Origin of the sequence: Pedobacter sp. UBA5917, assembly GCF_002432345.1 — a bacterium.
GTDB lineage: Bacteria > Bacteroidota > Bacteroidia > Sphingobacteriales > Sphingobacteriaceae > Pedobacter.
Window position 1 is genome coordinate 1 of sequence record NZ_DJDT01000106.1, and the last position, 22305, is coordinate 22305.

Here is a 22305-nt window from a genome sequence, read left to right on the forward strand (position 1 = left end):
ACCGAAAGGCCGACGATAAAGAGCTGATTTTTACCACGCAATATTTAACGGTTTACGCCAGTTATATCGAAGACGGTTCTGTTGCCAATACAGACGAATTAAAAACAGATCTGGTATTAAAAGCAGATAAGATTAACTCCATTTCGTTTTTTGATATGGATATGTACAACCGTTTTAATCCTTCGCAGGAATAAATTAATCTTTCTTCGGACTATATTTTGCCCAGGTTTCTATTTTGGCCTTTTGGCGGGCAATGTATGCATCGGCAATTACTTCGGCCGAGCTTGAGCCTTCTACCGTTTCCAACAATTCTTTTAACTTATATTGATCAACATCAGCTTTATATAAGATCTGGATCAGTTTCGGGAAATCGTTATCAATAAGATAGGCAAAAGCATCAACCATGGCATCGCGTAACTGGCTTTCGGAAAGGTTATCCGGTATATCAAAATCTTTACTGATGATGCTAACTAACGACATAGAACAGGATTTTTAGGATTGGAACAGGATTTTTAAGATTGTAGGATTTCAAGATCAGGGTTTTTCATTAAAAATAGTTTTAATTTGAGTTCGATAATAATATTGCCTTAAAAGGTTCCCAGCGTACATTTTTCATTGAGAGTCGTCACCCTGAATTTATTTCAGGGTCTATCTAGGAGGAAAAATGTTGATCCCAAGGTAGTAATCGGGGCAGGGTGACGGATGCGTGTACATCATCCATCTTACATTCTTCCATTTTCCATCCTCTACACCCATTTAATCTCCTGGCAGATCTCGATCAGCACACCATTGGTATCTTTTGGATGTACGAAACACACCATTTTATTATCGGCTCCTTTTTTTGGCGACTCGTTGAGTAGTACAAAACCTTCCTGATGCAGCCTTTCCATTTCGGCGAGGATATCATCAACCAGAAAAGCAATATGATGGATCCCCTCTCCTTTTTTCTCGATAAATTTGGCAATTGCGCTATCCGCAGCAGTGGCCTGGAGCAGTTCTACCTTGTTTTCGCCGGTTTTAAAAAAGGCTGTATTTACCGATTCGGATGCAACCTGCTCTGTTTTATAGCAATCGGTATTGAGTAGTTTCTCGTAAATGGCTATCGAACTGTTGAGATCTTTTACGGCGATACCGATGTGTTCTATCTTTTTCATAGATTATAAGGTTATGTGAATGTAAAAATGCGGCTTTTATCTATAAGCTCATAGCTATTATTTATAATTGTTAAATAAGTTTTTTCGTATCTTTGTGGTATAATTAACAGAATAGAGATGAAACAGCCGATATATTTAGATAATAATGCTACAACACCGTTAGATCCACGTGTGCTGGAAGCAATGCTACCTTACTTTACTGAAAAATTTGGAAACGCCGCCAGCCGTAACCATGCCTTTGGATGGGTGGCCGAAGAAGGTGTTGATTACGCCCGCGAGCAGGTAGCCAAATTAATCGGTTGTACTGAAAAAGAAATTATTTTTACATCAGGTGCTACCGAAGCCGATAACCTGGCTATTAAAGGTGTATTTGAAATGTACAAAGAAAAAGGTAACCACATTATTACTGCGGTTACTGAACATAAAGCAGTTTTAGATACCTGCAAACACTTAGAAAAAAATGGCGCACGCGTTACTTATTTAGGTGTTAAAGAAGACGGTTTAATTGATTTAGCTGAATTGGAAGCTGCCATGACACCTGAAACCATTTTGGTTTCGATTATGTATGGTAACAACGAAATCGGCGTAATACAACCGGTAAAAGAAATTGCAGCCATTGCACACAAACACGGTGCTTTATTTATGACTGATGCTACGCAGGCAGTTGGTAAAATCCCTGTTGATGTAAATGCTGACGGTATTGACTTAATGGCTTTCTCGGCACATAAAATGTATGGTCCGAAAGGTGTTGGTGTACTTTATGTTCGCCGTAAAAACCCAAGGGTTAAAGTTACTGCACAAATGGATGGCGGTGGCCACGAGCGAGGTATGCGTTCGGGTACATTAAACGTTCCTGGTATTGTTGGTTTGGGTAAAGCCTGCGAACTTTGCCGTTTAGAAATGGAAAGCGAATCGATCCGTTTATCTGCATTACGCGATAAATTAGAATCGACACTGAACAAAATGGAAGAAAGTTATGTTAATGGTAATACACAACACCGTTTACCGCATGTAGCCAATATTTCTTTCAAATATGTTGAAGGTGAAGGTTTAATGATGGCAATGAGCGATTTGGCAGTATCATCAGGTTCGGCCTGTACATCTGCTTCTTTAGAACCATCGTATGTATTAAAAAGCTTAGGTTTATCTGATGATTTAGCACACTCTTCTATCCGTTACGGTTTAGGAAGGTTTACTACTGAAGCAGAAATAGACCAGGCAATTGCAGTTACAGAAAAAGCAGTTAACCACTTAAGAGAACTTTCGCCACTTTGGGAAATGTTTAAAGAAGGAATCGATTTGAGTAAAATCGAGTGGGCTGAACACTAAGAAAGGTTGAAGGCTTGAAGGTTAAAGGTTAAAGGTAGAAGGTTAAACGCCAACCGCCATACGCAGAACGCCCAACACTAAACAAATAATTAAAAAATTGCTCCGCAGGGAGATTAAAAAATAAAAACATGGCATATTCAGAAAAAGTAATCGACCATTATAATAACCCACGTAACGTAGGTACTTTAAATAAAGACAGCAAATTTGTAGGAACAGGATTAGTTGGTGCACCTGAGTGTGGCGACGTAATGCGTTTACAGATTGAAGTTAGCGAAGATAACGTAATCACCGATGCTAAATTTAAAACATTTGGTTGCGGTTCGGCTATCGCTTCTTCTTCTTTAGCTACAGAATGGTTAAAAGGAAAAACAATTGATGAGGCTTTATCTATCGATAACATGGATATTGTTGAAGAATTGGCTTTACCTCCTGTAAAAATCCACTGTTCGGTATTGGCAGAGGATGCAATTAAATCTGCGATCAACGATTACCGCGTTAAAAATGGCTTGGAAGCTATTGTATTAGAAAAATCGCACCACTAAAAATAGATGTGGGACAATAGAATTGAGATGTGAGACCTTTGGGTACACAAATATATCTCAAACCTAACATCTCAAATCTCAAATCTATATCACTATGATTACGATAACAGATAAAGCAAAAGAAAAAATCACCCACTTAATGCAGGATTCGGAAATGGGTTCTGATTACTTTTTACGCGTTTCTGTAAAAGGCGGTGGCTGTTCGGGTTTATCATACAATCTGGATTTTGATAACGAAGAACAAAAAGGCGATCAGTTTTTTGAAGATAGAGGAATCAAAATTGCGTTGGATATGAAATCATTCCTTTATCTGGCCGGAACTGAACTCGATTTCACGGATGGTTTAAACGGAAAAGGTTTTAATTTCATCAACCCCAATGCAAGCCGTAGCTGTGGCTGTGGTGAGAGTTTTTCAGTTTAATCGGATCTAAATTTATAAGAAAAGGTTTCATTTTATGGAACCTTTTTTGCGTTTTAAGGAATTTATTTTCTTTGTTTTTCCCCGCAGATTTTCGCAGATCTAAAAGACGCAGATAAGGCTGATTTCTATTCTTTACACTGATTATTCAGATAAAGTCGCCATTATGGTTAAAGCATATCAATAAAAAGTGACAGTCTTTGCTGATAAAGTGAGTGCGATAGAAATAATACGAAAATTTACTCCGCACCCTGCTCATCCGGCATAGGATATGATGGAAGGAGAAAACGTTAAAGCTTTAGCATTTCCATTCAACCCGGCACAATCCAAGGCAGGATCAAGCGAGAGCGATGGAATAACGCTAGGATAAAAGCCTAGATACTGTCGCCGTCAAAGCTTTAACGAATTTGTCCGACATCAGATCCAAGCCTTGATTTTTGGGTTACCTTTTTATTAAGAAAAAGGTAAGAGCCCTTCGGCGGCGGCGAGCCGAGGCAAGCCTGTGTAGATGGGCGAACAAATGATATTTAAAATGTAAAGAAAGTATCTAAGTGAATCCAGTGTTGTTATATAAAGATCCTTCGCTGCGCTCAGGATGACAAGCATGGAAGAAACCCTAACGCCAATTTGTATTTTTAAACCAAAAAGCGTTATTATTGTTAATTATATTCAGCGAACCAATTACGAGCAATGCCATTAATAAACGAATTTTCAACGGTCCCTACCCTGTTGCGGAATGTTGTAAAAAATATACACCAGCCACAAGAAACCTTTTTGATCCATAAACAGGGTACAGAATGGGTTGAAATTTCTTACGAAGATACCCTAAAAAGAGCCGATGCAGTTTCTGCATTCTTTTTAGAAAAAGGAATAAAAAAAGGCGACCGCTTAGGTTTGATGATCGAAAACTCGCCTGAATACGTTTATTACGATCAGGGAATCCAACAGATCGGAGTGATCAATGTTTCCATTTACCCTACACTTTCAGAACAGGAAGTGGCTTATATCATTAACGATTCGGGCATAAAAGCCATTCTTGTTGGGAATAATTTCCTTTACCGTAAAGTTTTAAAAGTTGCTGCCAATTGTAAGGAACTAAAATATATCATTCCGACATTTAAAGATTTTGAAAAAGTTACTGTCCCTGCTGATGTAAATGTAGAAGTAATCGCTTTTTCGGATATCCTTGCACTTAAGCATCAGGTTACTGCAGCCGAAAGGGCCGAAATAGACCAATGCAGAAGTTTGGTATTGCCAGAAGATGTTTCTTCTCTAATTTATACCTCGGGTACTACCGGAACGCCAAAAGGTGTAATGCTTACCCATTATAATTTTGTTAAAAATGTAGAAGTTTGTTTGCAGCAAATCCCGGTGATTGATCAAACAGAAACTTTTCTTTCGTTTTTACCATTATCGCACGTATTCGAACGTACAGCTACCTATCATGTTTGCTGTGCACAGGGCTGTAAAATTGCCTTTGCACAAAGTTTGGAATTGCTGGCAAAAAACATGGGAGAAGTTCGCCCAACGGTAATGAGCTGTGTGCCGCGTTTGCTAGAGCGTATACATGATAAAGCAATAAAAGGAGGAACAGCAGGCGGTGGAACAAAAGCAAAAATATTTACCTGGGCGCTTGAAACAGGAAATAAATACCGTGTAGCAAAAGAAGCCGGCAAAAATCCGGGTTTGATCTTATCTGCCAAAAAAGGCATTGCAGAGAAATTGGTATTCAGCAAGATCAAGGAAAAAACTGGTGGAAGATTAAAATTCATGATTTCGGGCGGCGCTGCCCTACCTAAAAATGTGGGTGAGTTTTTTGGCGATCTGGGTATTAAAATACTGGAAGGATTCGGCTTAACAGAAACCTCACCGGTAATGTCGGTAACGGAATACCACCGCCAGGTTTACGGTACTGTTGGACGCGTAATTCCTGGTATTGAAGTAGGCATTCAGGATGTAGAGAGCAAAGAAATGTTGAGTATCCAAACACACAATACTTTTAATGAGGATTTTGAATGTGCAGAAGGCGAAGTAATTGTGCGTGGACATTGCGTAATGAAAGGTTATTTTAATAAACCTGCAGAAACTGCCGAAGCGATTGATGCAGCTATGTGGTTCCACACAGGCGATATCGGCCGTTTTTATAAAGGGAACCTGCAGATTACCGATCGTTTAAAAAACATGATCGTTAATGCTTATGGTAAAAACGTATATCCTACGCCGGTAGAAAACATCTATCTAAAAAGTCCAAAGATTGACCAGTTGTTCTTAATCGGCGATAAACGCGAATTTATTACGGCCATCATTATCCCAAACAGGGAAACTTTGGAGGAAACCTTTAAGCTTAAACCTTCGTTTTTTGAAGAAGCTGATCCTTTTATCCGTAACCAGGAAATTATCGACTGGATGGAGCTCGACATCAAGAAAATCTCCAATGAGCTTGCCAAATTTGAGCGCATCAAAAACTTTAAGATCAAACGTAATCCTTTCAATATAGATGAAGGCGAAATTACGCCAACGATGAAAGTTAAACGCCGTATTGTAGAGAAAAAATATGCTGAGGCGATTAACGAGATGTACGAAGAAGGTGTAGAAGCGGAATAACAGAGCAAGTTAATACATAGCGCTTTTTATTATTTTCGTCATTGCGAGGAACGAAGCAATCTTAATGCGCACGCGAGGTAGCGATCGTTGTAAGATTGCTTCGTCGGCTGAAAAAGCCTTCTCGCAATGACGACAATTTGGATAGGATTTACCTCCCACATTTTAGTAAATCCTTAATTTATTGTAAATTCGCTATGAATGTATGTCCCAGCACAATAGTTTAAGCGATTCAGAATTATTGCTCCTTCTAAAAAAAGGGAATCATTCGGCATATACCGAGATTTTTACCCGGTATAATTCGTTGCTCTATAGCCACGCTTATAATAAAACCAGAAGTAGAGAGGATGCAAAAGACCTTGTGCACGAAATTTTTTATTCTCTTTGGATACGTAGGGAAAGCATAACACCGAATATCAACCTCGCCAGTTACTTATTTACGGCTGTACGTTATAAAATTGCTGATCTCTTTTCCAAAAATAAATCCAAAGAGAGATACATCGAATCCTTACAGAATTTTATAGATAGTCAACCACCACACACCGATTATTTAGTAAGGGAAAATCAGTTACGCTCCATCATTAACGAGGAAATTGAAAATTTACCGCCAAGAATGCGTGAAGTTTTCAAAATGAGTCGTTTTGAACAGCTTAGTCATAAGGAAATTGCCGAAAAAATGGGCATTTCGGAAGAAACGGTTAAAGATCAGGTAAAGAAAGCGCTGAAAACATTAAGAACAAAACTGGGCTTAGTGCTATTCTTGCTATTTTATTATAATTTACTTTAATTATTTTATTTTCTTATCCCCCCTTCTCTATTATCAACCGATATATAGTTTTGAAGCATTCAAATTTACCCTATGAGCAACCTTAACGCTAAAGAACTTTTGCTGAAATATGCAGAGGGGAATTGTTCGGAAGAAGAAAAAAGCATTTTCGAAACCTGGTACAACAACCTAAATACCGGTGAAAGGCTTTCTCTTTCGGAGCAGGAACTTAAAAATACTGAAAAGGAAATGTTAAACAAGTTACTAACAGTTACGAAACCAGCTAAAACGATTGCGCTATGGCAGAAAATCACCGTAGCGGCATCTGTTTTGGTTGTATTAGCTTTAGGTAGCTACTTCTTTTTGTTAAAAAAGCAAGATAACGGGAACATAGTAAGTATAGCCAACGCCCACATTAAACCGGGTGGCAATAAAGCAATTTTAACTTTGGCCGATGGGAAACAGGTTTCGTTAACCGATGCAAAAACAGGCATTTTGGGCATTAAAGAATTATCTTTTGTAAATAAAGCCACCGATGGAAAAGTAGTATACGAGGCTAACGGCAATAACCAGATAAGCTATAATACTATCAGTACGCCGCGTGGCGGTCAGTTTCAGGTGGTATTGCCCGATGGAAGCAATGTTTGGTTAAATGCCGAATCATCTATCACTTTCCCNACACAATTTGTTGGAAATACCCGATCGGTAAGCATAACCGGCGAAGCCTATTTTGAAGTGGTACACCAGGTAGATAAACCATTTAAAGTAAGCAGTGCAAACCAGACAGTAGAGGTTTTGGGCACCCATTTTAACATTAACACCTATCTGGATGAACCTTTGACAAAAACCACGTTACTTGAAGGGAAGATCAAACTGGTTAAAGGCGCCTACAGTAAAATGCTCGTTCCGGGAGAGCAGGCTGAAACTGAAACGCATAACAACAATGCCAAAATAGCGGTTAAAACCAGTCCGGACATTGAGCAGGTAGTTGCATGGAAAAACGGAATTTTCAAATTTAAGAATACAAGTTTTAAAGAAGTTTTACGCCAGGTTTCGAGGTGGTATGATGTGAAAGTAGAATACGAAAAAGAAATTCCCGACAGGCTATTCTCGGGCGAGATTACCCGCAATGTAAACCTATCAGACGTACTCGAAATTTTAAGCTATCTAAAAATCAACTTTAAGATAAAACAAAGCCCGCAGGGATCAACCATTATAGTAACTCAATAATATCCTTTTATCAACCAAACCAAACATGAAGAAAATGAAGAAACAGATACAAATTTAACCTTAAACCAACCAGGTTATCTCCAAAAAAAACGCAGAAGTGCTGGTACCACTCCTGCGAAAATAGATTTGGGTTTAACCCTCTCCTAACGGAGAAAATTTAACTGAACTGTTTATCTAACTAACCCAAACCAAACAAATGTAATGAATTTTAATTCTTTTACTACTGCCGTGGCCTACACGCAGTTTTTTAAAAAAATTCTTAAGGTTATGAAGCTAACCACGCTCATTCTGCTTATTGCCCTGGTACAGGCCAGCGCAAATAGCTTCGGACAGAAGATAAGCCTGAATGAAAAAAATATAGCGATAGAAAAGGTACTTGAAAACATTACCAATCAATCAGGTTACCACTTTTTTTACGATGCCAAGGATCTTTCGGGCATTAAAGTAAGTATCGAGCTAAAAAATGCCGAAATAGAAACTGCCCTTGATCTGTGTTTTAAAAATAAAGAAATTGTTTTTAAAATAATCGGTAAAAATGTAATCCTGAAACAGAAAGAAGAAACACCGGTCAAAGAAAAAGACATTCAGCCGGTAGCCAAAGTTGCTATTTCCATCTCCGGTAAAGTGGCCGATGAAAAAGGAAATTTCCTAATGGGTGTTACCGTGCGCAACAAAACCACAAAGAAAACCACCGCCACGCAGATAGATGGCTCTTTTACCATTGCTGCCGACCGTGGCGATATACTTGTATTCACTTTTGTGGGTTACCAGCAACAGGAGCAGAAAATCGGAAAGGAAAACTATTATGCCGTTATGTTGAGCCCGATAAGTTCGGTACTCGAACAGGTTGTTGTAGTGGGCTATGGCAGTACAAAACGTAAAGACCTTACCGGTTCGGTTTCGTCGGTAAATATAGACGAAGTGAAAGATATTCCCTTCACCAGCATTGATCAGGCCTTATCGGGTAAAGCTCCAGGTGTTCAGGTGGTTCAGGCCGATGGCTCGCCGGGTGGTGTTGCAGGGATAAAAATACGCGGCGGAACTTCTATCCTCGGCGGCAACGATCCGCTTTATATTATCGATGGGATACAGGTAACCCCTGTTGACAGGTATATCAAAACACCTGGCGAGGTGGTTGATCCTGTAGCACAATCGTCAAGCGATGCCACCCCTGCAATTTCAGGAGGCTTTTCGAGAGGATTAAGCAGTTTGGCAGGCTTAAACATTAATGATATAGAAACCATCGATATCTTAAAAGATGCCTCTGCAACGGCAATTTATGGCAGTAAAGCAGCAAATGGTGTAATTATCATTACCACCAAAAAAGGTTTAAATGATCAAAAACCGATTTTCCAGTTCAATAACTATACAGGTTTATCTTCTCCGGTAAAAGCCAAACTTTTAAATGCCGATGATTATACCATGATCATGAAAGAAGCAGCCAGAAACTTAAATGCCGACCGTGTGGCGGCCGGTCTTACTACAAGTACAACAGCAAACAGTATCCTCACCAACCCTGATTATTTGGGAACGGCAAATACAGATTGGCTAAGCCTTGTACTGAGAAAAGGCATCACCCAAAATACCGATATTTCGGTGCGCGGTGGAGGGAAAGGCTCCAAATATTATACTTCATTATCTTATTCCAAACAGGATGGTGTGCTGAGAGGAACTGATTTCTCGCGTCTTTCGGGCAAGATCAACCTGGATAACGAGATCAACAGCAAATTCAAATTTGTAACCAATATCGACTATGGTTTTACCACAAGCAACATCACCAATGGGGTTTATTCGCAGGCTTTATTTGCACCACCAACATTAGCGCCATATAACCCTGATGGCACATTAAAAACCCTGAACGGCAGTGCCATAGGCAGCGACAATTACTACGGTTTCCAAAACCCTTTAAGTTTACTAAAAGGTATAAACCAGGGTAAAAATGCCGCTTTTTTAGGTTCGATTACTTTGGAATATAAAATTGTTAAAGGTTTAACTTTTAAAAGTCAGGGGTCTATTAATTATAACCAGTACCGCCAGCGGAACTACACCCCGTCATCTACCTTATATTCTTCAAGCAGTGGCTCAACCGATACCAAAGGAGGTGTTGGCTCGCAGGGACAAACAGAAAATGTAAATTACCTGATCGAAAACACCCTTAGTTATAACAAGCAGCTTAATGAAGATCACCGTATTGATGTGGTGGCAGGAACTTCGTGGGAACAGAACAAAATCAATTCTTTCCAGGCTTCGGGGCAAACCTACCCCGACGATCTGATCCTGAACAACCTCGGATCTGCCGCAGTTACGCTGCCAAATGTAGCTTCATCGGCACAAAACTCATTGCTGAGCTTTTACATCAGGGCCAATTATGCGTTTAAAGACAGGTATCTGGTAACCATTACGGCCCGCTCTGATGCTTCCTCCAAATTTTCGACCAGCAACCGTGTAGGTTATTTTCCTTCTGCCGGCTTGGCCTGGCGCATTTCGCAGGAGCCTTTCATGAAAAACGTAACCTGGGTGGATGATTTGAAACTTAGGGCCAGTGCAGGTTACACCGGCACACAGAATATTGGAAATTACCTGTACCGTACCTTATATACACCTGTTGCTTATGGAGGAACCAACGCGGTAATTCCATCACAACTGGGTAACGACAGATTAAAATGGGAATCGACACTACAAAAAGATGCCGGTTTAGATTTCTCATTATTTAAATCGAGGATTGTTGGAAGTGTAGGTGTTTATGAAAAAAAATCAAGTGGTTTATTATTTAATATGCCTTTACCATCCAGTTCTTCTTACGGAAACCTGACCTCAAACCTTGCCAATATCAGGAACAGGGGATTGGAAATCAATTTACAGGGCGATGTTTTTAGGGGAAAGGCATTTTCGTGGAGAAGTGATTTCAACATTTCCTTCAACAGAAGTTTGGTTACCGGTTTAAATACCGATTTTGTTGATCCCAACCATGGAAGCGTAAGCTCTTCAAACGGACAAAGTTATATTTTATCCAACACTGTTTTAAGAACAGGTTTACCCATCGGGCAATTTGTGGGAAACCAGTTTAACGGCATAATCCAGAATGCGGAACAATTGGCCGCTTATAAAAAGGCTTTCACCTATTATTCGTTCTATCAGCCATATTTAAATATTGGCGATGCTATGTATGTAATCCCCAGCTCCGGACCTTTAGCGGGTTTCCCGGATGGTTACAGGCTGATTGGTACGGCAGCACCTAAATTTTATGGCGGTTACACCAACACCTTTTCTTACAAAAATTTCTCGTTATCTACCCTACTTACCTATTCTTATGGCGGACATATCCTTTACCTGGCTGATGTACAAAACCAATATGTATCGGACAGGACAAATAAAAATGTGAGGATATTGGATAGATGGACTCCGGAAAATCCATCAAATACCAATGCGAGGCTTATTTACGGACAAAATGCATCAGGGGTATCCGATAAAAACATTTACAGTTCTTCATACATCAAATTAAAATCGGTAAGCCTTAATTACCGGTTTTCAAAATCGCTGTTAGATAAAATAAATATCCAAACCGCTTCGGTATATGTTTCGGCAACCAATTTATTCAACATTACCAAATACCCAGGGCAAGATCCTGAAGTAAGCAACGATCCTTATAGCTTAATTGATGGTTATACAGATTCAAATGCGTATCCGGCAGTTAAACAGTTTATTATGGGTATAAGATTAGGTTTTTAATAAAAAAATAAGATGAAAAAATATATCAATATCTACTGCATTGTTTTTTTTGCCCTTGTTGTATCGGGTTGCAAAAAACAATTGGATGCACTTCCGAATGATGCATTGGTAGAAGGAAACAGCATCATCAACCAACAAACAGCAAATATTGCATTAAATGGTGTTTATTACCGCCTTGCAAATGCTACGGCAACTTCAACAAACTGGCTTCCAAGTCAGATTAACGGAGGAATTTTATCAGGCTATATGGCCGATGGAAACAATACCACAAACGAAGAAACCAATAAGTTGGGTACTACCGGTATGAGCAGGGAATGGTCATTGGATTATACTACCATCAACGCTGCGAATGGGGTAATCAGCGGGGTTAACAAAGTGGGCGATGACCTTTTCGTTAACGGACGTAAACAGCAGATTTTGGCCGAAGCCAGGTTTTTACGTGCATTTGCCCATTTTAAACTGTTGCTTTATTTTGGTCAGTGGGATAATATCAATAGTAATTTTGGGGTTATCCTCCGCAAGGATTTTATCACTGCTACAAACTATCCTCAGGCAAGGGCCGGCGTTAAAGAGAGTTATGATTTTATCCTGGATGATATCAATTACGCCATTGATAATGGAGCCGCAACAAGTACCAATATTTATGCAAATAAGTGGACTGCAATGGCTTTAAAAATGCGTGTATTATTGAGCAGGGGGCAAAATGATGATTATGCACAGTGTGCAACATTAGGAAATACCATTATCAATTCAGGTCCGTACAAACTGGAGAACAACCTAAAGGATATTTTTTATACCAAAGGATTAACCAGTACAGAGGTGATGCTTGGTATACAGCCACAGCCCAACCAAAGTGCATATTATTACAACACTTCGGGTAATTATGTGGTACGCTCATCCTATTACGTGGTAACCAACGCTTTTAATACACTGGTTGCAAACGATCCCCGAAAAACATGGATTGTTGGTAATGCGGGTGCAAGAAACAAAGGTTTTTATTTTATTAAATATGTAACCCCTACCCTTACCACCACCCAGATTTCGGAAGTTGGATATGCCTTCAGGCTATCGGAAATTTACCTGATGCAGGCCGAAGCCATGGTACGATCGGCAGGTGTTTCTGTAGCAGCAAAAAACCTACTGAAAACCATAATGGGAAAGGCCGGTATAACTGATTTTACAACTGTTGATGCAGCTGCTACGAGCGACGATCTGCTTAAACAGATTTATTACGAATATGTAAAGAATTTCATAGGTGAAGAAGGCATTTCCTATTGGGCGTTGCTGCGTTTCCCATTGGCAACCGTAACCCAGCTAAGGCCAACTATTACCGACAAAAACCAATACATCTTTCCTATCCCGAAGGAAGAATTTATAAACAATCCATTAATCGTTGATCAAAACCCCGGATATTCTAAGTAAAAATTAACGCTTTCTATTGCCTAACCAGCCCGTTAACAACCAAAATTATGGATGTAATGGAGGTGCTTTGAACCGATGGATGATATCAAAGCGGGCTGGGAAGGCATGGCTTTCTCTTTATTTTAAAAATCTATTAAATAATTATCATGAAAAATTTATTGTCACCATTATTTCTGCTTTTAGCAGGAACCGGCCTTTTGCATGCCCAAAAACCGGCTTCAACATTTAAAATAACCGGACAGGTTACCGAAGGAAAAACAGATTCGGTTTTCTTAAGGTATAGCGGAAACGATGGAAAATCCGTTCATTTGGCACAGGCTGTTAACAACGGAAAATTCTCCTTTTCAGGTATTATTGATGGTCCGCAAACAGCTTCCTTTTCCGTAAAGCCGGGCGTTACGGGTAAAAAAGACGACAGTATCCAGTTTTATATCGAACCGGGCAACATGACGGTTAAACTTGATGCCGGTCAGATCAGAAAATCGAAATTAACAGGTTCACAAACACAGTTAGATGCCGATGCCTTAACAGCCTATTTAAAGCCAACGGTTGATGCAATGGATTCGCTTTCAAAACTTCCTAAAACCGAAGACGAGGAAAAAAAGAAGGAAATTAAAAAACTTAGGAACTATCACAGCGATAACATGGTAAAACTTACCTACCGGTTTGCAAAAGAACATCCCCGTTCTTATGTTTCCGAATATATGGTTTACATGTACAGTGGTATGCTAAGCACCGATTCCATAAATGCCGTATATGCCAAACTACCACAAGCACTTAAAGATAATTTTATTGGCAAACAATTGGGCAAAAAACTGGCCGCATTAGAGGCAGGTGCCCCCGGTAAAATGGCTTCAAATTTCAGCACAACAGATGTTAACGGAAAAGCCATAAGCCTGAACGATTTTAAGGGTAAGTACGTGTTACTCGATTTTTGGGCCACCTGGTGTGTTCCATGCAGGGCCAGCCATCCACATTTACGTAACATTTATGGCAAATACAAAGATAAAGGATTAGATGTTGTCGGTATTTCTGATGATGATACCAGGGTTGCGCTTTGGAAAAAAGCAATCGAAACCGATAGCATTGGTGCCTGGCACCATGTATTGGGCGGTGGAGATATAACTAAAAAAATGAAAGGTGAAAGCAATCCGAACGATATTATGGAACAATATGGCATAAGCGCACTCCCTACAAAAATACTGATCGATCCCAAAGGAAAAATTGTGGCGAGGGTAGTTGGCGATGATGGCGTTACCATTGATAAAAAATTAGAAGAAATCTTTAAATAAGCACCATAAAACCTAATAAAATGAAAAAGATAATCATATCTATCCTTGCATGCTGCCCAGTACTTGCCTTTGCGCAAACTGGAAATTTTACGCTATCAGGTCAGATCAATAATGCAGATAAGGCTGCTAAAGCCTTTTTAATCTACAAAGCCAAAACTGATTCGGTTACACTTAACGATGGTAAATTTGTGTTTAACGGTCAGCTGGATGAACCTGCCATGGCTACCCTATTGATCAGTCATAAAGGAAAAGGGCTCAATGCATCAAAAAAGAATGGCGATAGGCTCAATTTTTATCTTGAAGGTAAAACACTTCAACTCACACCTGTTGATTCGATTGCGAAATCGAAGGTATTAAATTCCATAATCAATGATGAGAACAATGAATTAAGTAAAATGCTGGCCGAAAATTCTGCCAAATTCAGCAAAACCTACAATTCATACCTGGCTTTGCCAAACGAAGAGAAGGAATCGCCAAAATACCAAACCGAACTACAAAAACAATTTGGAAAAATTGAGGACGAAAAAAAGGAAATCCAGGCGGCCTTTATAAAAGCACATCCTAATTCTATCATCAGTTTAAGCGCATTAAAAGATTATGCGGGCATGGTACCCGATGGAGATGCAACATTGGCTGTATTTGCGTTTCTATCGAAAGATATCAGGGAAAGTGCAGCTGGGAAAAAGTTCGAAGAAGTATTGAAAACGGCCGCTAAACTCGGTATCGGTAAAATGGCTCCTGATTTTTCAGCGCCTGATACTGCAGATAAATCGGTATCGCTTTCTTCATATAAAGGTAAATACGTGTTGGTAGATTTTTGGGCGAGCTGGTGCGTACCCTGCAGGGCAGAAAATCCAAACCTCGTAAAATCCTACAACAGGTTCCATCAAAAGGGGCTTGAAGTACTGGGCGTTTCGCTCGACCAGAAAAAAGAAAATTGGGTAAAAGCTATTCAGGAAGATGGCCTTACATGGGCACATGTATCCGACCTTAAATACTGGAAAAGCGATATCGCTAAACTTTATCAGGTAAACGCGGTTCCGCAGAACTACCTGATCGGCCCGGATGGAAAAATAATTGCCAAAAACCTCCGCGGCGAAGCACTTAATGTAAAACTGGCTGAGATATTGGGGAATAATTAAAGTTTTCACAAATCGTCACCCTGAATTCATTTCAGGGTCTACTTGAGGTGAATGCTGATCCTGAAGATTCAGTACAGCATGATGATCATGTTATAATAAACCACATTAAAAAACAAAGGTCTAAGCATCAGTTTAGACCTTTACTTTTATTTATTAATTACAATACCTTTCTTATCTTTGCCAAAAGGTGTCATTTCAGAAAAACAATGTTTGAAATGATATCGGTTACAATTAATAAACACATTGCAAATCACTTTTTGCAAAAAATACCCGAAATGAGTATAGGATTATCAGAACAAGAAGTATTACGACGTGAGTCGTTAAAACAACTACGCCAGTTGGGCATAGAGCCTTATCCAGCAGAAGCTTACGAAATTAATGTTACTGCTGCCGACATTTTAGCTAACTACGAAAAAGATAAAACCGCCTATAAGACTGTGAGTTTAGCAGGTCGTATCATGGGGCGTAATATTATGGGTGCTGCATCTTTTGCTGAATTACAGGATTCAACAGGCCGTATCCAGATTTATCTGAAGAGAGATGAGCTTTGTCCGGGCGATGATAAAACCTTATACAACATCGTATTTAAAAAACTTTTGGATATCGGCGATTTTATCGGGATTACAGGTTATGTTTTCACTACCCAAACCGGAGAAATCTCTATCCACCTTACCGGTTTCACCGTTTTAGCTAAATCATTACGTCCTTTACCAATTGTAAAACGCGATGATGAAGGGAACGTATACGATGGATTTACAAATCCTGAGCTACGCTACCGCATGCGTTATGTAGATTTAACGGTAAACCCTGATTACAAACAGATTTTCATCAAACGCAGCAAGGTGATTAACAGTATGCGTAATTACTTTGATGAGCAAGGTTGGATGGAAGTAGAAACCCCTATCCTGCAGCCTATCCATGGTGGTGCTGCCGCACGTCCGTTTGCTACGCACCACAATACTTTGGATATGCCGCTTTACCTGCGTATTGCAAATGAGCTTTATCTGAAAAGATTGATCGTTGCAGGTTTTGATGGTGTTTACGAGTTCGGTAAAATGTTCCGTAACGAAGGTATGGACCGTACACATAATCCGGAATATACCTCAATGGAAATTTATGTAGCCTATAAAGATTATATCTGGATGATGGCTATGGTTGAAGAATGTTTAGAAAAAGTAGCCATTGCAACCAATGGTTCGGCGGTAGTTAAAGTTGGTGAAAACGAAATCAATTTCGAAGGACCATACGAAAAACTGACCATGTACGAATCAATCCAAAAATATACCGGAATTGATGTTTCGAAAATGACCGAAGAGGAACTTTTGCAAACCTGTGCTTCGTTAGGTATCGAAACCGACTCTACTATGGGGCGCGGTAAATTGGTAGATGAAATTTTTAGTGATAAAGTAGAAGCTAATTTGATCCAACCTACATTTATTACCGATTATCCGATCGAAATGACACCGTTGGCTAAAAAACACCGCAGTGCAGAAGGATTGGTTGAGCGTTTCGAAATATTTGTAAATGGTAAAGAAATCGGAAATGCTTATTCAGAACTAAACGACCCGATTGATCAGAAAGAACGTTTTGAAGATCAGTTGAAATTGGCCGATCGTGGTGATGCCGAGGCTATGGCAATGGACGACGATTTTGTACGTGCTTTAGAATATGGTATGCCTCCTACCTCGGGATTAGGTTTTGGTATCGATCGTATCGTAATGTTAATGACCAACCAAAGCACCATCCAGGAAGTGTTATTCTTCCCTCAGATGCGTCCGGAGAAAAAGAAAATAGAATTAACTGCCGAAGAAACCGAATTATATGCATTGGTTTCGGAAGGCGAACAATATTTATTAGCTGATATCAAAGCAAAACTGACTGATTGGAGCAATAAAAAATGGGATACAACCTTAAAAGCATTAACCGGTAAAGGCGCTTTAAAAGTTACCAAAACCGACGATGGTTTGTTTTTATCACAGAAATAGTCGAAAATTTGACACTTACAACGGTGAAATAACACCTTTAGTGTTAACACAAACATAACAAAAACTTAAAAGGCTTGCTAACAATTGTTTAGCAGGCCTTTTCTATATTTACAGCAATCGATAAATAAAATGATTGCCTTATGAATACGTCAAGTTTAGAAATCAACGAAAGAGAATACTGCATTAAATTAAGCAAAGATGCTTTTGATTTAACCTTAGTTCGCCAATTAATAAAAAGAATCCAGGCCGAAGCCCTATTTTTCTCAAGAAGCCAGGCTGAAGAAGATGATATCTTAAGCAAAAGAGCCCAAAGAGAAGAATTTGAAGGATTTGATTATTTAGGAGATAAGTAATCCATACGTCACCCTGAATTTATTTCAGGGTCTGCTCGAGATAGATGCTGAAATAAATTCAGCATGACGTCATGCCCCTAGTCAACCTCCAAATTCCCTTCAACCGAATCATCCATTGTTTTTCCGGTAATTACGGATGCTGCCATTTTCAAAAATGCAACAGCAGTTCCGTGTTTGGTATCCCAATAGTATCCTTCTGAAGGGATTACCTTGATCAGTGTTATATTTGGGTCGTCTTTCCCTCCCTGAAACCAGGTTTTAATAAACGGACTCCAGAGTTCATCAATTTTAGCCTGATCCCGACTGATTTCAGAAATGCCATATATATTAACAAAGCCCGAATGTGCCCCTGCCTGAAACAATAAATGGGTAAATGGATCTGCAGAAATTTCATCATTCTTATTACTGTCTTTCATACTCATAAACCAGATATTTCCTTCTTCATCAACCTGTTGAATGGCCATTGGCCTTATTGATAACGGTATACCGGTTTTAATATTGGTACAGAAAAAACAACTTTCGGCCTTTTCAGCCAAAGATTTAAGTTTTTCGATCGCTTCTTTACCACCCAGATCTTTAATGTTGTTTTCTTCCTGGGTATTATTTGTACTTCCTTCTTGTGATGTTGCCATGGGATTGAGTTTTTATATAGAATACTACAATGAAAAATGGACTTTGGTTTTTGCGGAGAGCGAAAAGCGTAGGGCGAAGAGCGTGGAGTTGTAGCATTTAATTTATAAATTAAAAATTATGGAATTTTCATCAAAGGCAATATCTTTAATCAATGGATATCAAAAAACCGAGACCTTTTGAGGCCGAGATTAAAATTATTGGCATTAATCCCTTTGTATTTGTACCTCAAGAAACATTGGAATATATTTTCAAACTGGCCGGTAAAGACAAGGGGCAATTCCCTATCATAATGAAAATTGATGGTTTTAAATTTAAGCAAACACTGGTAAAATATGCAGGCGATTGGCGTTTATACCTCAACACGCCCATGCGAAAGGCAGCAGGCAAAGATATTGGTGATATTGCCATGTTTGAAATTGCATTTGATGCAGAAGAACGTTTGATCGGCATCAACCCTAAATTGGAGCTGGCCCTAGCAGGAAATAAAAAAGCAAAAGCCGTATTCGATAGCCTTGCCCCATACCTGCAAAAAGAAATTGTACGTTACATTGCCAACCTTAAAACAGAAGAATCGGTAGATAAGAATATTAAAAAGGCAATCGGATTTCTGTTGGGAGAAGAAAGGTTTATTGGAAGAGATCCGTTATAGTTAGGTCATCCCGTCTATCGGATGAAGCTAAATGAAGATCTGCTGAATAGAAACTTCAATAAAAAACGTCGTCATTTCGAGCGGAGTGCAACGCAGTCGAGAACCACGTAAGTGCTCAGCGAATCTAAATCTGTCTCTAGATAGATCTCTCCGCTACACTGCGTTTCGGTCGAGATGACGTCTTTAACGAAAAAAGCCATCTCAATTACGAAATGGCTTTCTCTAAGTAACTTAATATTACCTGTAACGAACTTGCTGCTGCTTGTCCATCATACCCATCTGATCTTTCATCTGTTTAATCTGATCGGCCAGTAATTTATTTTTATCTGCTTTTTTAGCTTCTGCTAAATACATGGTTGCTTCGCGTTTATTACGCTTTGCCATTGCTATACCGGCCAAACTTAGTTTAGCTAAAGCAACGTTATGATCCATGGCCATGCCAAGAGCAAGCGATTTTTTGAAATATTTTTCACTCTGCATCGGTGCAGTGCGGCTTTCGATCAAACCGATCAATAAATTATAGTAACCATGTTGAGCTTTGATCAACTGTTTTTCGTAATCGGTAATACGGTTCAAAAACATTTTTGCCTTAGGCATGTTGTCTTTTCTAAGATACCATTGGGCCAATAACATGTTTTCGTTAAAGAAGAAGGTTACCAGCACAATTATCCCCAATAAAATGGCAATAATGCCCCATGGCCAAAAGCCGAAAATAAATAAAGCTATTGCGCCACCCAGTAAAGCAAACCCCGCAATTAATCTGATAATATTTGGCATAAATTTTATTCTAATTATTTTTTTTGCAAATATCGTGTTTAAATGGCAGAAATTAGATTTTAAAACAATAATTTCATTAAAAATTTGAAAGCAACAAAAAACCATCATACAGCTATGAAAATCCTACTATCAATAACCCTAATCGTACTTGCAATGAACGTTTCTGCACAAGAAGTTAACAAAAAAATCCACGATCAAGTCCACAATAAAGATATCCTGATCAATGCCTGCACCCGCGAGGGAATCACCACTTTTCCTGAATTTAAGGAAATGTACGATCCGCTTTATGCCGCCTACGTGCCGGATGCTGCAACCATGATCGAATTGAAAAAACTGGTTAAAAACGAAAAAATAAAAATTGTTTTGGGCACCTGGTGCGGCGATAGTAAAGCAAACGTACCCAACTTCTTCAAAATCTTGGACGCCCTGAACTTTAAAGATAAAAACGTAGAAATTATCGCAGTTGATGGCAATAAAAAAGCTGAAAACGGCATTTTAGATGGCCTGGATATTACGAGAGTCCCTACTTTCATCGTTTTCGATAAAAAAGGAAATGAATTAGGCCGGATTATCGAAGGTCCTAAAACATCTTTAGAAGGCGATTTATTAGCGATTTATAAGAAGAAATCTTAGCATTATGGCTCATAGTAGATGATTGATGGATTATAGCCTATCGCCCATTATGGGCATCTCTGCCATTGACCATGAACTACAAAACCATTAGCCATTTACTAAAAACACCATACATTTTACATTATTACATCTTACATCAATACTATGTCTGCAGCATTAGAACCGGGTTGGTTAGCCGTTTTAGAAGAAGAATTTGAAAAAGACTACATGAAAAACCTGAAGTCTTTTTTACAGGAAGAAAAAGAGAAAGGCGCAACGGTTTATCCAAGAGGTGCTGATATTTTCAATGCATTAAATACTACGCCTTTCGATCAGGTTAAGGTGGTGATTTTAGGCCAGGATCCTTATCATGGTACTGGGCAGGCACATGGTTTATCTTTCTCCGTACAACGGGGTGTAACTGTTCCGCCTTCATTAAAAAATATCTATAAGGAATTAGAAACAGACATTGCTGGTTTCAAAACTCCTAATCACGGTCACTTAACCCATTGGGCAGAGCAGGGTGTATTGTTATTGAATGCTACTTTAACCGTCCGTGCTTCGGAAGCCGGCTCACATCAAAACCGTGGCTGGGAAATTTTTACCGATGAAATCATCAAAGCTTTATCGCAAAAACGCGAACATATTGTTTTCCTGTTATGGGGTAAATATGCGCAGCAAAAAGCAGCTTTAATCGATCAGAAAAAACATTATGTACTTACGGCAGCGCATCCATCGCCATTTTCTGCCTACAATGGTTTTTTTGGATCAAAACACTTCTCTAAGGCCAACCAGCTTTTGGTACAGAATAATCTTAGCCCTATCGACTGGAACCTGCCGGCATAATGAACACTTACTTTATAAGCGGTTTAGGTGCCGATAAAAGGATTTTTTCTAAGCTTAAGCTCAATGAAAAAATCAATATCATTCATGTAGATTGGATCAGTCCGGTTAAAAATGAATCACTTGCCGCTTATGCCGAAAGGTTAAGTAAAGTTATCGATCAGTCGCAGCCTTTTGCATTGGTTGGAGTATCGTTCGGTGGGATGATTTCGGTAGAAATAGCAAAGATTTTAAAACCTGCCAGCACGGTTATCATTTCGAGTACGATGTTAAGCAATCATTTACCGGCACTTTATCGTTTTGCCGGCAGATTGGGTATTTTGAAATTTATTCCGGCCAAATTGTTAAAATCATCGAACAAACTCACCCAGAACTATTATTTCGGAACAAAATCAAGCAGTGAAAAAACATTGCTAAGCAAAATTATTAAAGATACCGATCCCTATTTTTTGAAATGGGCCATCGGAAGTATATTAAGCTGGAAAAATAAAACGGTACCTGAACGGACTTACCACATCCACGGTACAAATGACAAAATCCTTTATTCTAAAATAGCAAAACCCGGCTTTGTGATCCACAACGGAACACACTTTATGGTTTATCAAAATGCAAAGGAAATTTCAGAAATTATTGATCAAATACTACTAGGTCCTAACCGTCATGCTGAATTCATTTCAGCATCTTTCTCGATAAAAAGATCCTGAAATAAATTCAGGGTGACGCATCTATATAAAAAAAATCGTCATTTCGAGCGAAGTGCAACGTAGCCGAGAACCACGTAAGTGCTCAGCGAAGCTAAATCTATTTCGAGATAGATCTCTCCCTGCC

The 22305-nt window shown here is 39.2% G+C and carries 21 protein-coding genes; 17 read left to right on the plus strand and 4 right to left on the minus strand.

Going from position 1 to position 22305, the window contains the following annotated elements:
• Positions 1-194: hypothetical protein (locus B2V92_RS06460; RefSeq protein ID WP_293305954.1), on the plus strand; the 194-nt coding region annotated here is incomplete at its 5' end.
• 1 nt (position 195) lies between these two features.
• Here B2V92_RS06460 and B2V92_RS06465 read toward each other — a convergent pair.
• A complete protein-coding gene (locus B2V92_RS06465) occupies positions 196-480 on the minus strand; it encodes a hypothetical protein (RefSeq protein ID WP_293305956.1) in 285 nt (94 codons plus the stop codon).
• A 266-nt stretch (positions 481-746) separates the two neighbouring features.
• Positions 747-1154 (minus strand): methylmalonyl-CoA epimerase, encoded by a 408-nt coding sequence (gene mce, locus B2V92_RS06470; RefSeq protein ID WP_293305958.1) that lies wholly within the window; start codon positions 1152-1154, stop codon positions 747-749.
• Between the two features lie 117 nt (positions 1155-1271).
• Between mce and B2V92_RS06475 the strand changes: the two genes are divergently transcribed.
• The 12 genes from B2V92_RS06475 to B2V92_RS06530 all read left to right on the plus strand — a co-directional run bounded on the left by B2V92_RS06475 (position 1272) and on the right by B2V92_RS06530 (position 17963).
• On the plus strand, positions 1272-2483 hold the full coding sequence (locus B2V92_RS06475) for an IscS subfamily cysteine desulfurase (RefSeq protein ID WP_293305960.1): 1212 nt from the start codon (positions 1272-1274) through the stop codon (positions 2481-2483).
• A 128-nt stretch (positions 2484-2611) separates the two neighbouring features.
• Positions 2612-3025: a Fe-S cluster assembly scaffold IscU gene (iscU, locus tag B2V92_RS06480; protein ID WP_010602054.1), complete on the plus strand. Its 414-nt coding sequence runs from the start codon at positions 2612-2614 to the stop codon at positions 3023-3025.
• A gap of 94 nt (positions 3026-3119) precedes the next feature.
• On the plus strand, positions 3120-3446 hold the full coding sequence (locus B2V92_RS06485) for a HesB/IscA family protein (RefSeq protein WP_025142623.1): 327 nt from the start codon (positions 3120-3122) through the stop codon (positions 3444-3446).
• A 687-nt stretch (positions 3447-4133) separates the two neighbouring features.
• A complete protein-coding gene (locus B2V92_RS06490) occupies positions 4134-6047 on the plus strand; it encodes an AMP-dependent synthetase/ligase (RefSeq protein ID WP_293305975.1) in 1914 nt (637 codons plus the stop codon).
• Positions 6048-6249: 202 nt separating this feature from the next.
• Positions 6250-6831: an RNA polymerase sigma factor gene (locus B2V92_RS06495; protein WP_293305977.1), complete on the plus strand. Its 582-nt coding sequence runs from the start codon at positions 6250-6252 to the stop codon at positions 6829-6831.
• Positions 6832-7059: 228 nt separating this feature from the next.
• The gene (locus B2V92_RS06500; RefSeq protein WP_422662144.1) at positions 7060-8040 is read left to right on the plus strand and encodes a FecR family protein; all 981 of its coding nucleotides are present in this window, start codon (positions 7060-7062) and stop codon (positions 8038-8040) included.
• A 201-nt stretch (positions 8041-8241) separates the two neighbouring features.
• On the plus strand, positions 8242-11769 hold the full coding sequence (locus tag B2V92_RS06505) for a SusC/RagA family TonB-linked outer membrane protein (protein ID WP_293305981.1): 3528 nt from the start codon (positions 8242-8244) through the stop codon (positions 11767-11769).
• 12 nt (positions 11770-11781) lie between these two features.
• Positions 11782-13191: a RagB/SusD family nutrient uptake outer membrane protein gene (locus B2V92_RS06510; RefSeq protein ID WP_293305983.1), complete on the plus strand. Its 1410-nt coding sequence runs from the start codon at positions 11782-11784 to the stop codon at positions 13189-13191.
• Positions 13192-13337: 146 nt separating this feature from the next.
• On the plus strand, positions 13338-14483 hold the full coding sequence (locus B2V92_RS06515) for a TlpA disulfide reductase family protein (RefSeq protein WP_293305985.1): 1146 nt from the start codon (positions 13338-13340) through the stop codon (positions 14481-14483).
• Between the two features lie 20 nt (positions 14484-14503).
• Positions 14504-15625 (plus strand): TlpA disulfide reductase family protein, encoded by a 1122-nt coding sequence (locus tag B2V92_RS06520; protein ID WP_293305987.1) that lies wholly within the window; start codon positions 14504-14506, stop codon positions 15623-15625.
• Between the two features lie 275 nt (positions 15626-15900).
• The gene (gene lysS, locus B2V92_RS06525) at positions 15901-17610 is read left to right on the plus strand and encodes a lysine--tRNA ligase (protein WP_293305989.1); all 1710 of its coding nucleotides are present in this window, start codon (positions 15901-15903) and stop codon (positions 17608-17610) included.
• Between the two features lie 140 nt (positions 17611-17750).
• Positions 17751-17963 carry a hypothetical protein gene (locus B2V92_RS06530; protein WP_293305991.1) on the plus strand — a complete coding sequence of 71 codons (213 nt, stop codon included), beginning with the start codon at positions 17751-17753 and terminating at the stop codon, positions 17961-17963.
• A gap of 77 nt (positions 17964-18040) precedes the next feature.
• Here B2V92_RS06530 and B2V92_RS06535 read toward each other — a convergent pair whose 3' ends face one another.
• Positions 18041-18595 (minus strand): pyridoxamine 5'-phosphate oxidase family protein, encoded by a 555-nt coding sequence (locus tag B2V92_RS06535; RefSeq protein ID WP_293305993.1) that lies wholly within the window; start codon positions 18593-18595, stop codon positions 18041-18043.
• A 152-nt stretch (positions 18596-18747) separates the two neighbouring features.
• Between B2V92_RS06535 and B2V92_RS06540 the strand changes: the two genes are divergently transcribed.
• Complete coding sequence (locus tag B2V92_RS06540; protein WP_293305995.1) at positions 18748-19245, plus strand: YdeI/OmpD-associated family protein; 498 nt, start codon at positions 18748-18750, stop codon at positions 19243-19245.
• Between the two features lie 237 nt (positions 19246-19482).
• On the opposite strand, the gene B2V92_RS06545 is transcribed toward B2V92_RS06540, so the two are convergent.
• Entirely contained in the window at positions 19483-20022 is a 540-nt protein-coding gene (locus B2V92_RS06545; RefSeq protein WP_293305997.1) for a DUF2892 domain-containing protein, read from the minus strand.
• Between the two features lie 114 nt (positions 20023-20136).
• Between B2V92_RS06545 and B2V92_RS06550 the strand changes: the two genes are divergently transcribed.
• The 3 genes from B2V92_RS06550 to B2V92_RS06560 all read left to right on the plus strand — a co-directional run bounded on the left by B2V92_RS06550 (position 20137) and on the right by B2V92_RS06560 (position 22181).
• Positions 20137-20655 (plus strand): thioredoxin family protein, encoded by a 519-nt coding sequence (locus B2V92_RS06550; RefSeq protein ID WP_293305999.1) that lies wholly within the window; start codon positions 20137-20139, stop codon positions 20653-20655.
• Between the two features lie 144 nt (positions 20656-20799).
• Positions 20800-21480 carry a uracil-DNA glycosylase gene (ung, locus tag B2V92_RS06555; protein ID WP_293306001.1) on the plus strand — a complete coding sequence of 227 codons (681 nt, stop codon included), beginning with the start codon at positions 20800-20802 and terminating at the stop codon, positions 21478-21480.
• Positions 21480-22181, plus strand: a complete 702-nt coding sequence (locus B2V92_RS06560; protein ID WP_293306003.1) for an alpha/beta fold hydrolase — start codon at positions 21480-21482, stop codon at positions 22179-22181. The genes ung and B2V92_RS06560 overlap by 1 nt, the downstream gene beginning before the upstream one ends.
• The last annotated feature ends 124 nt before the right edge of the window (positions 22182-22305 follow it).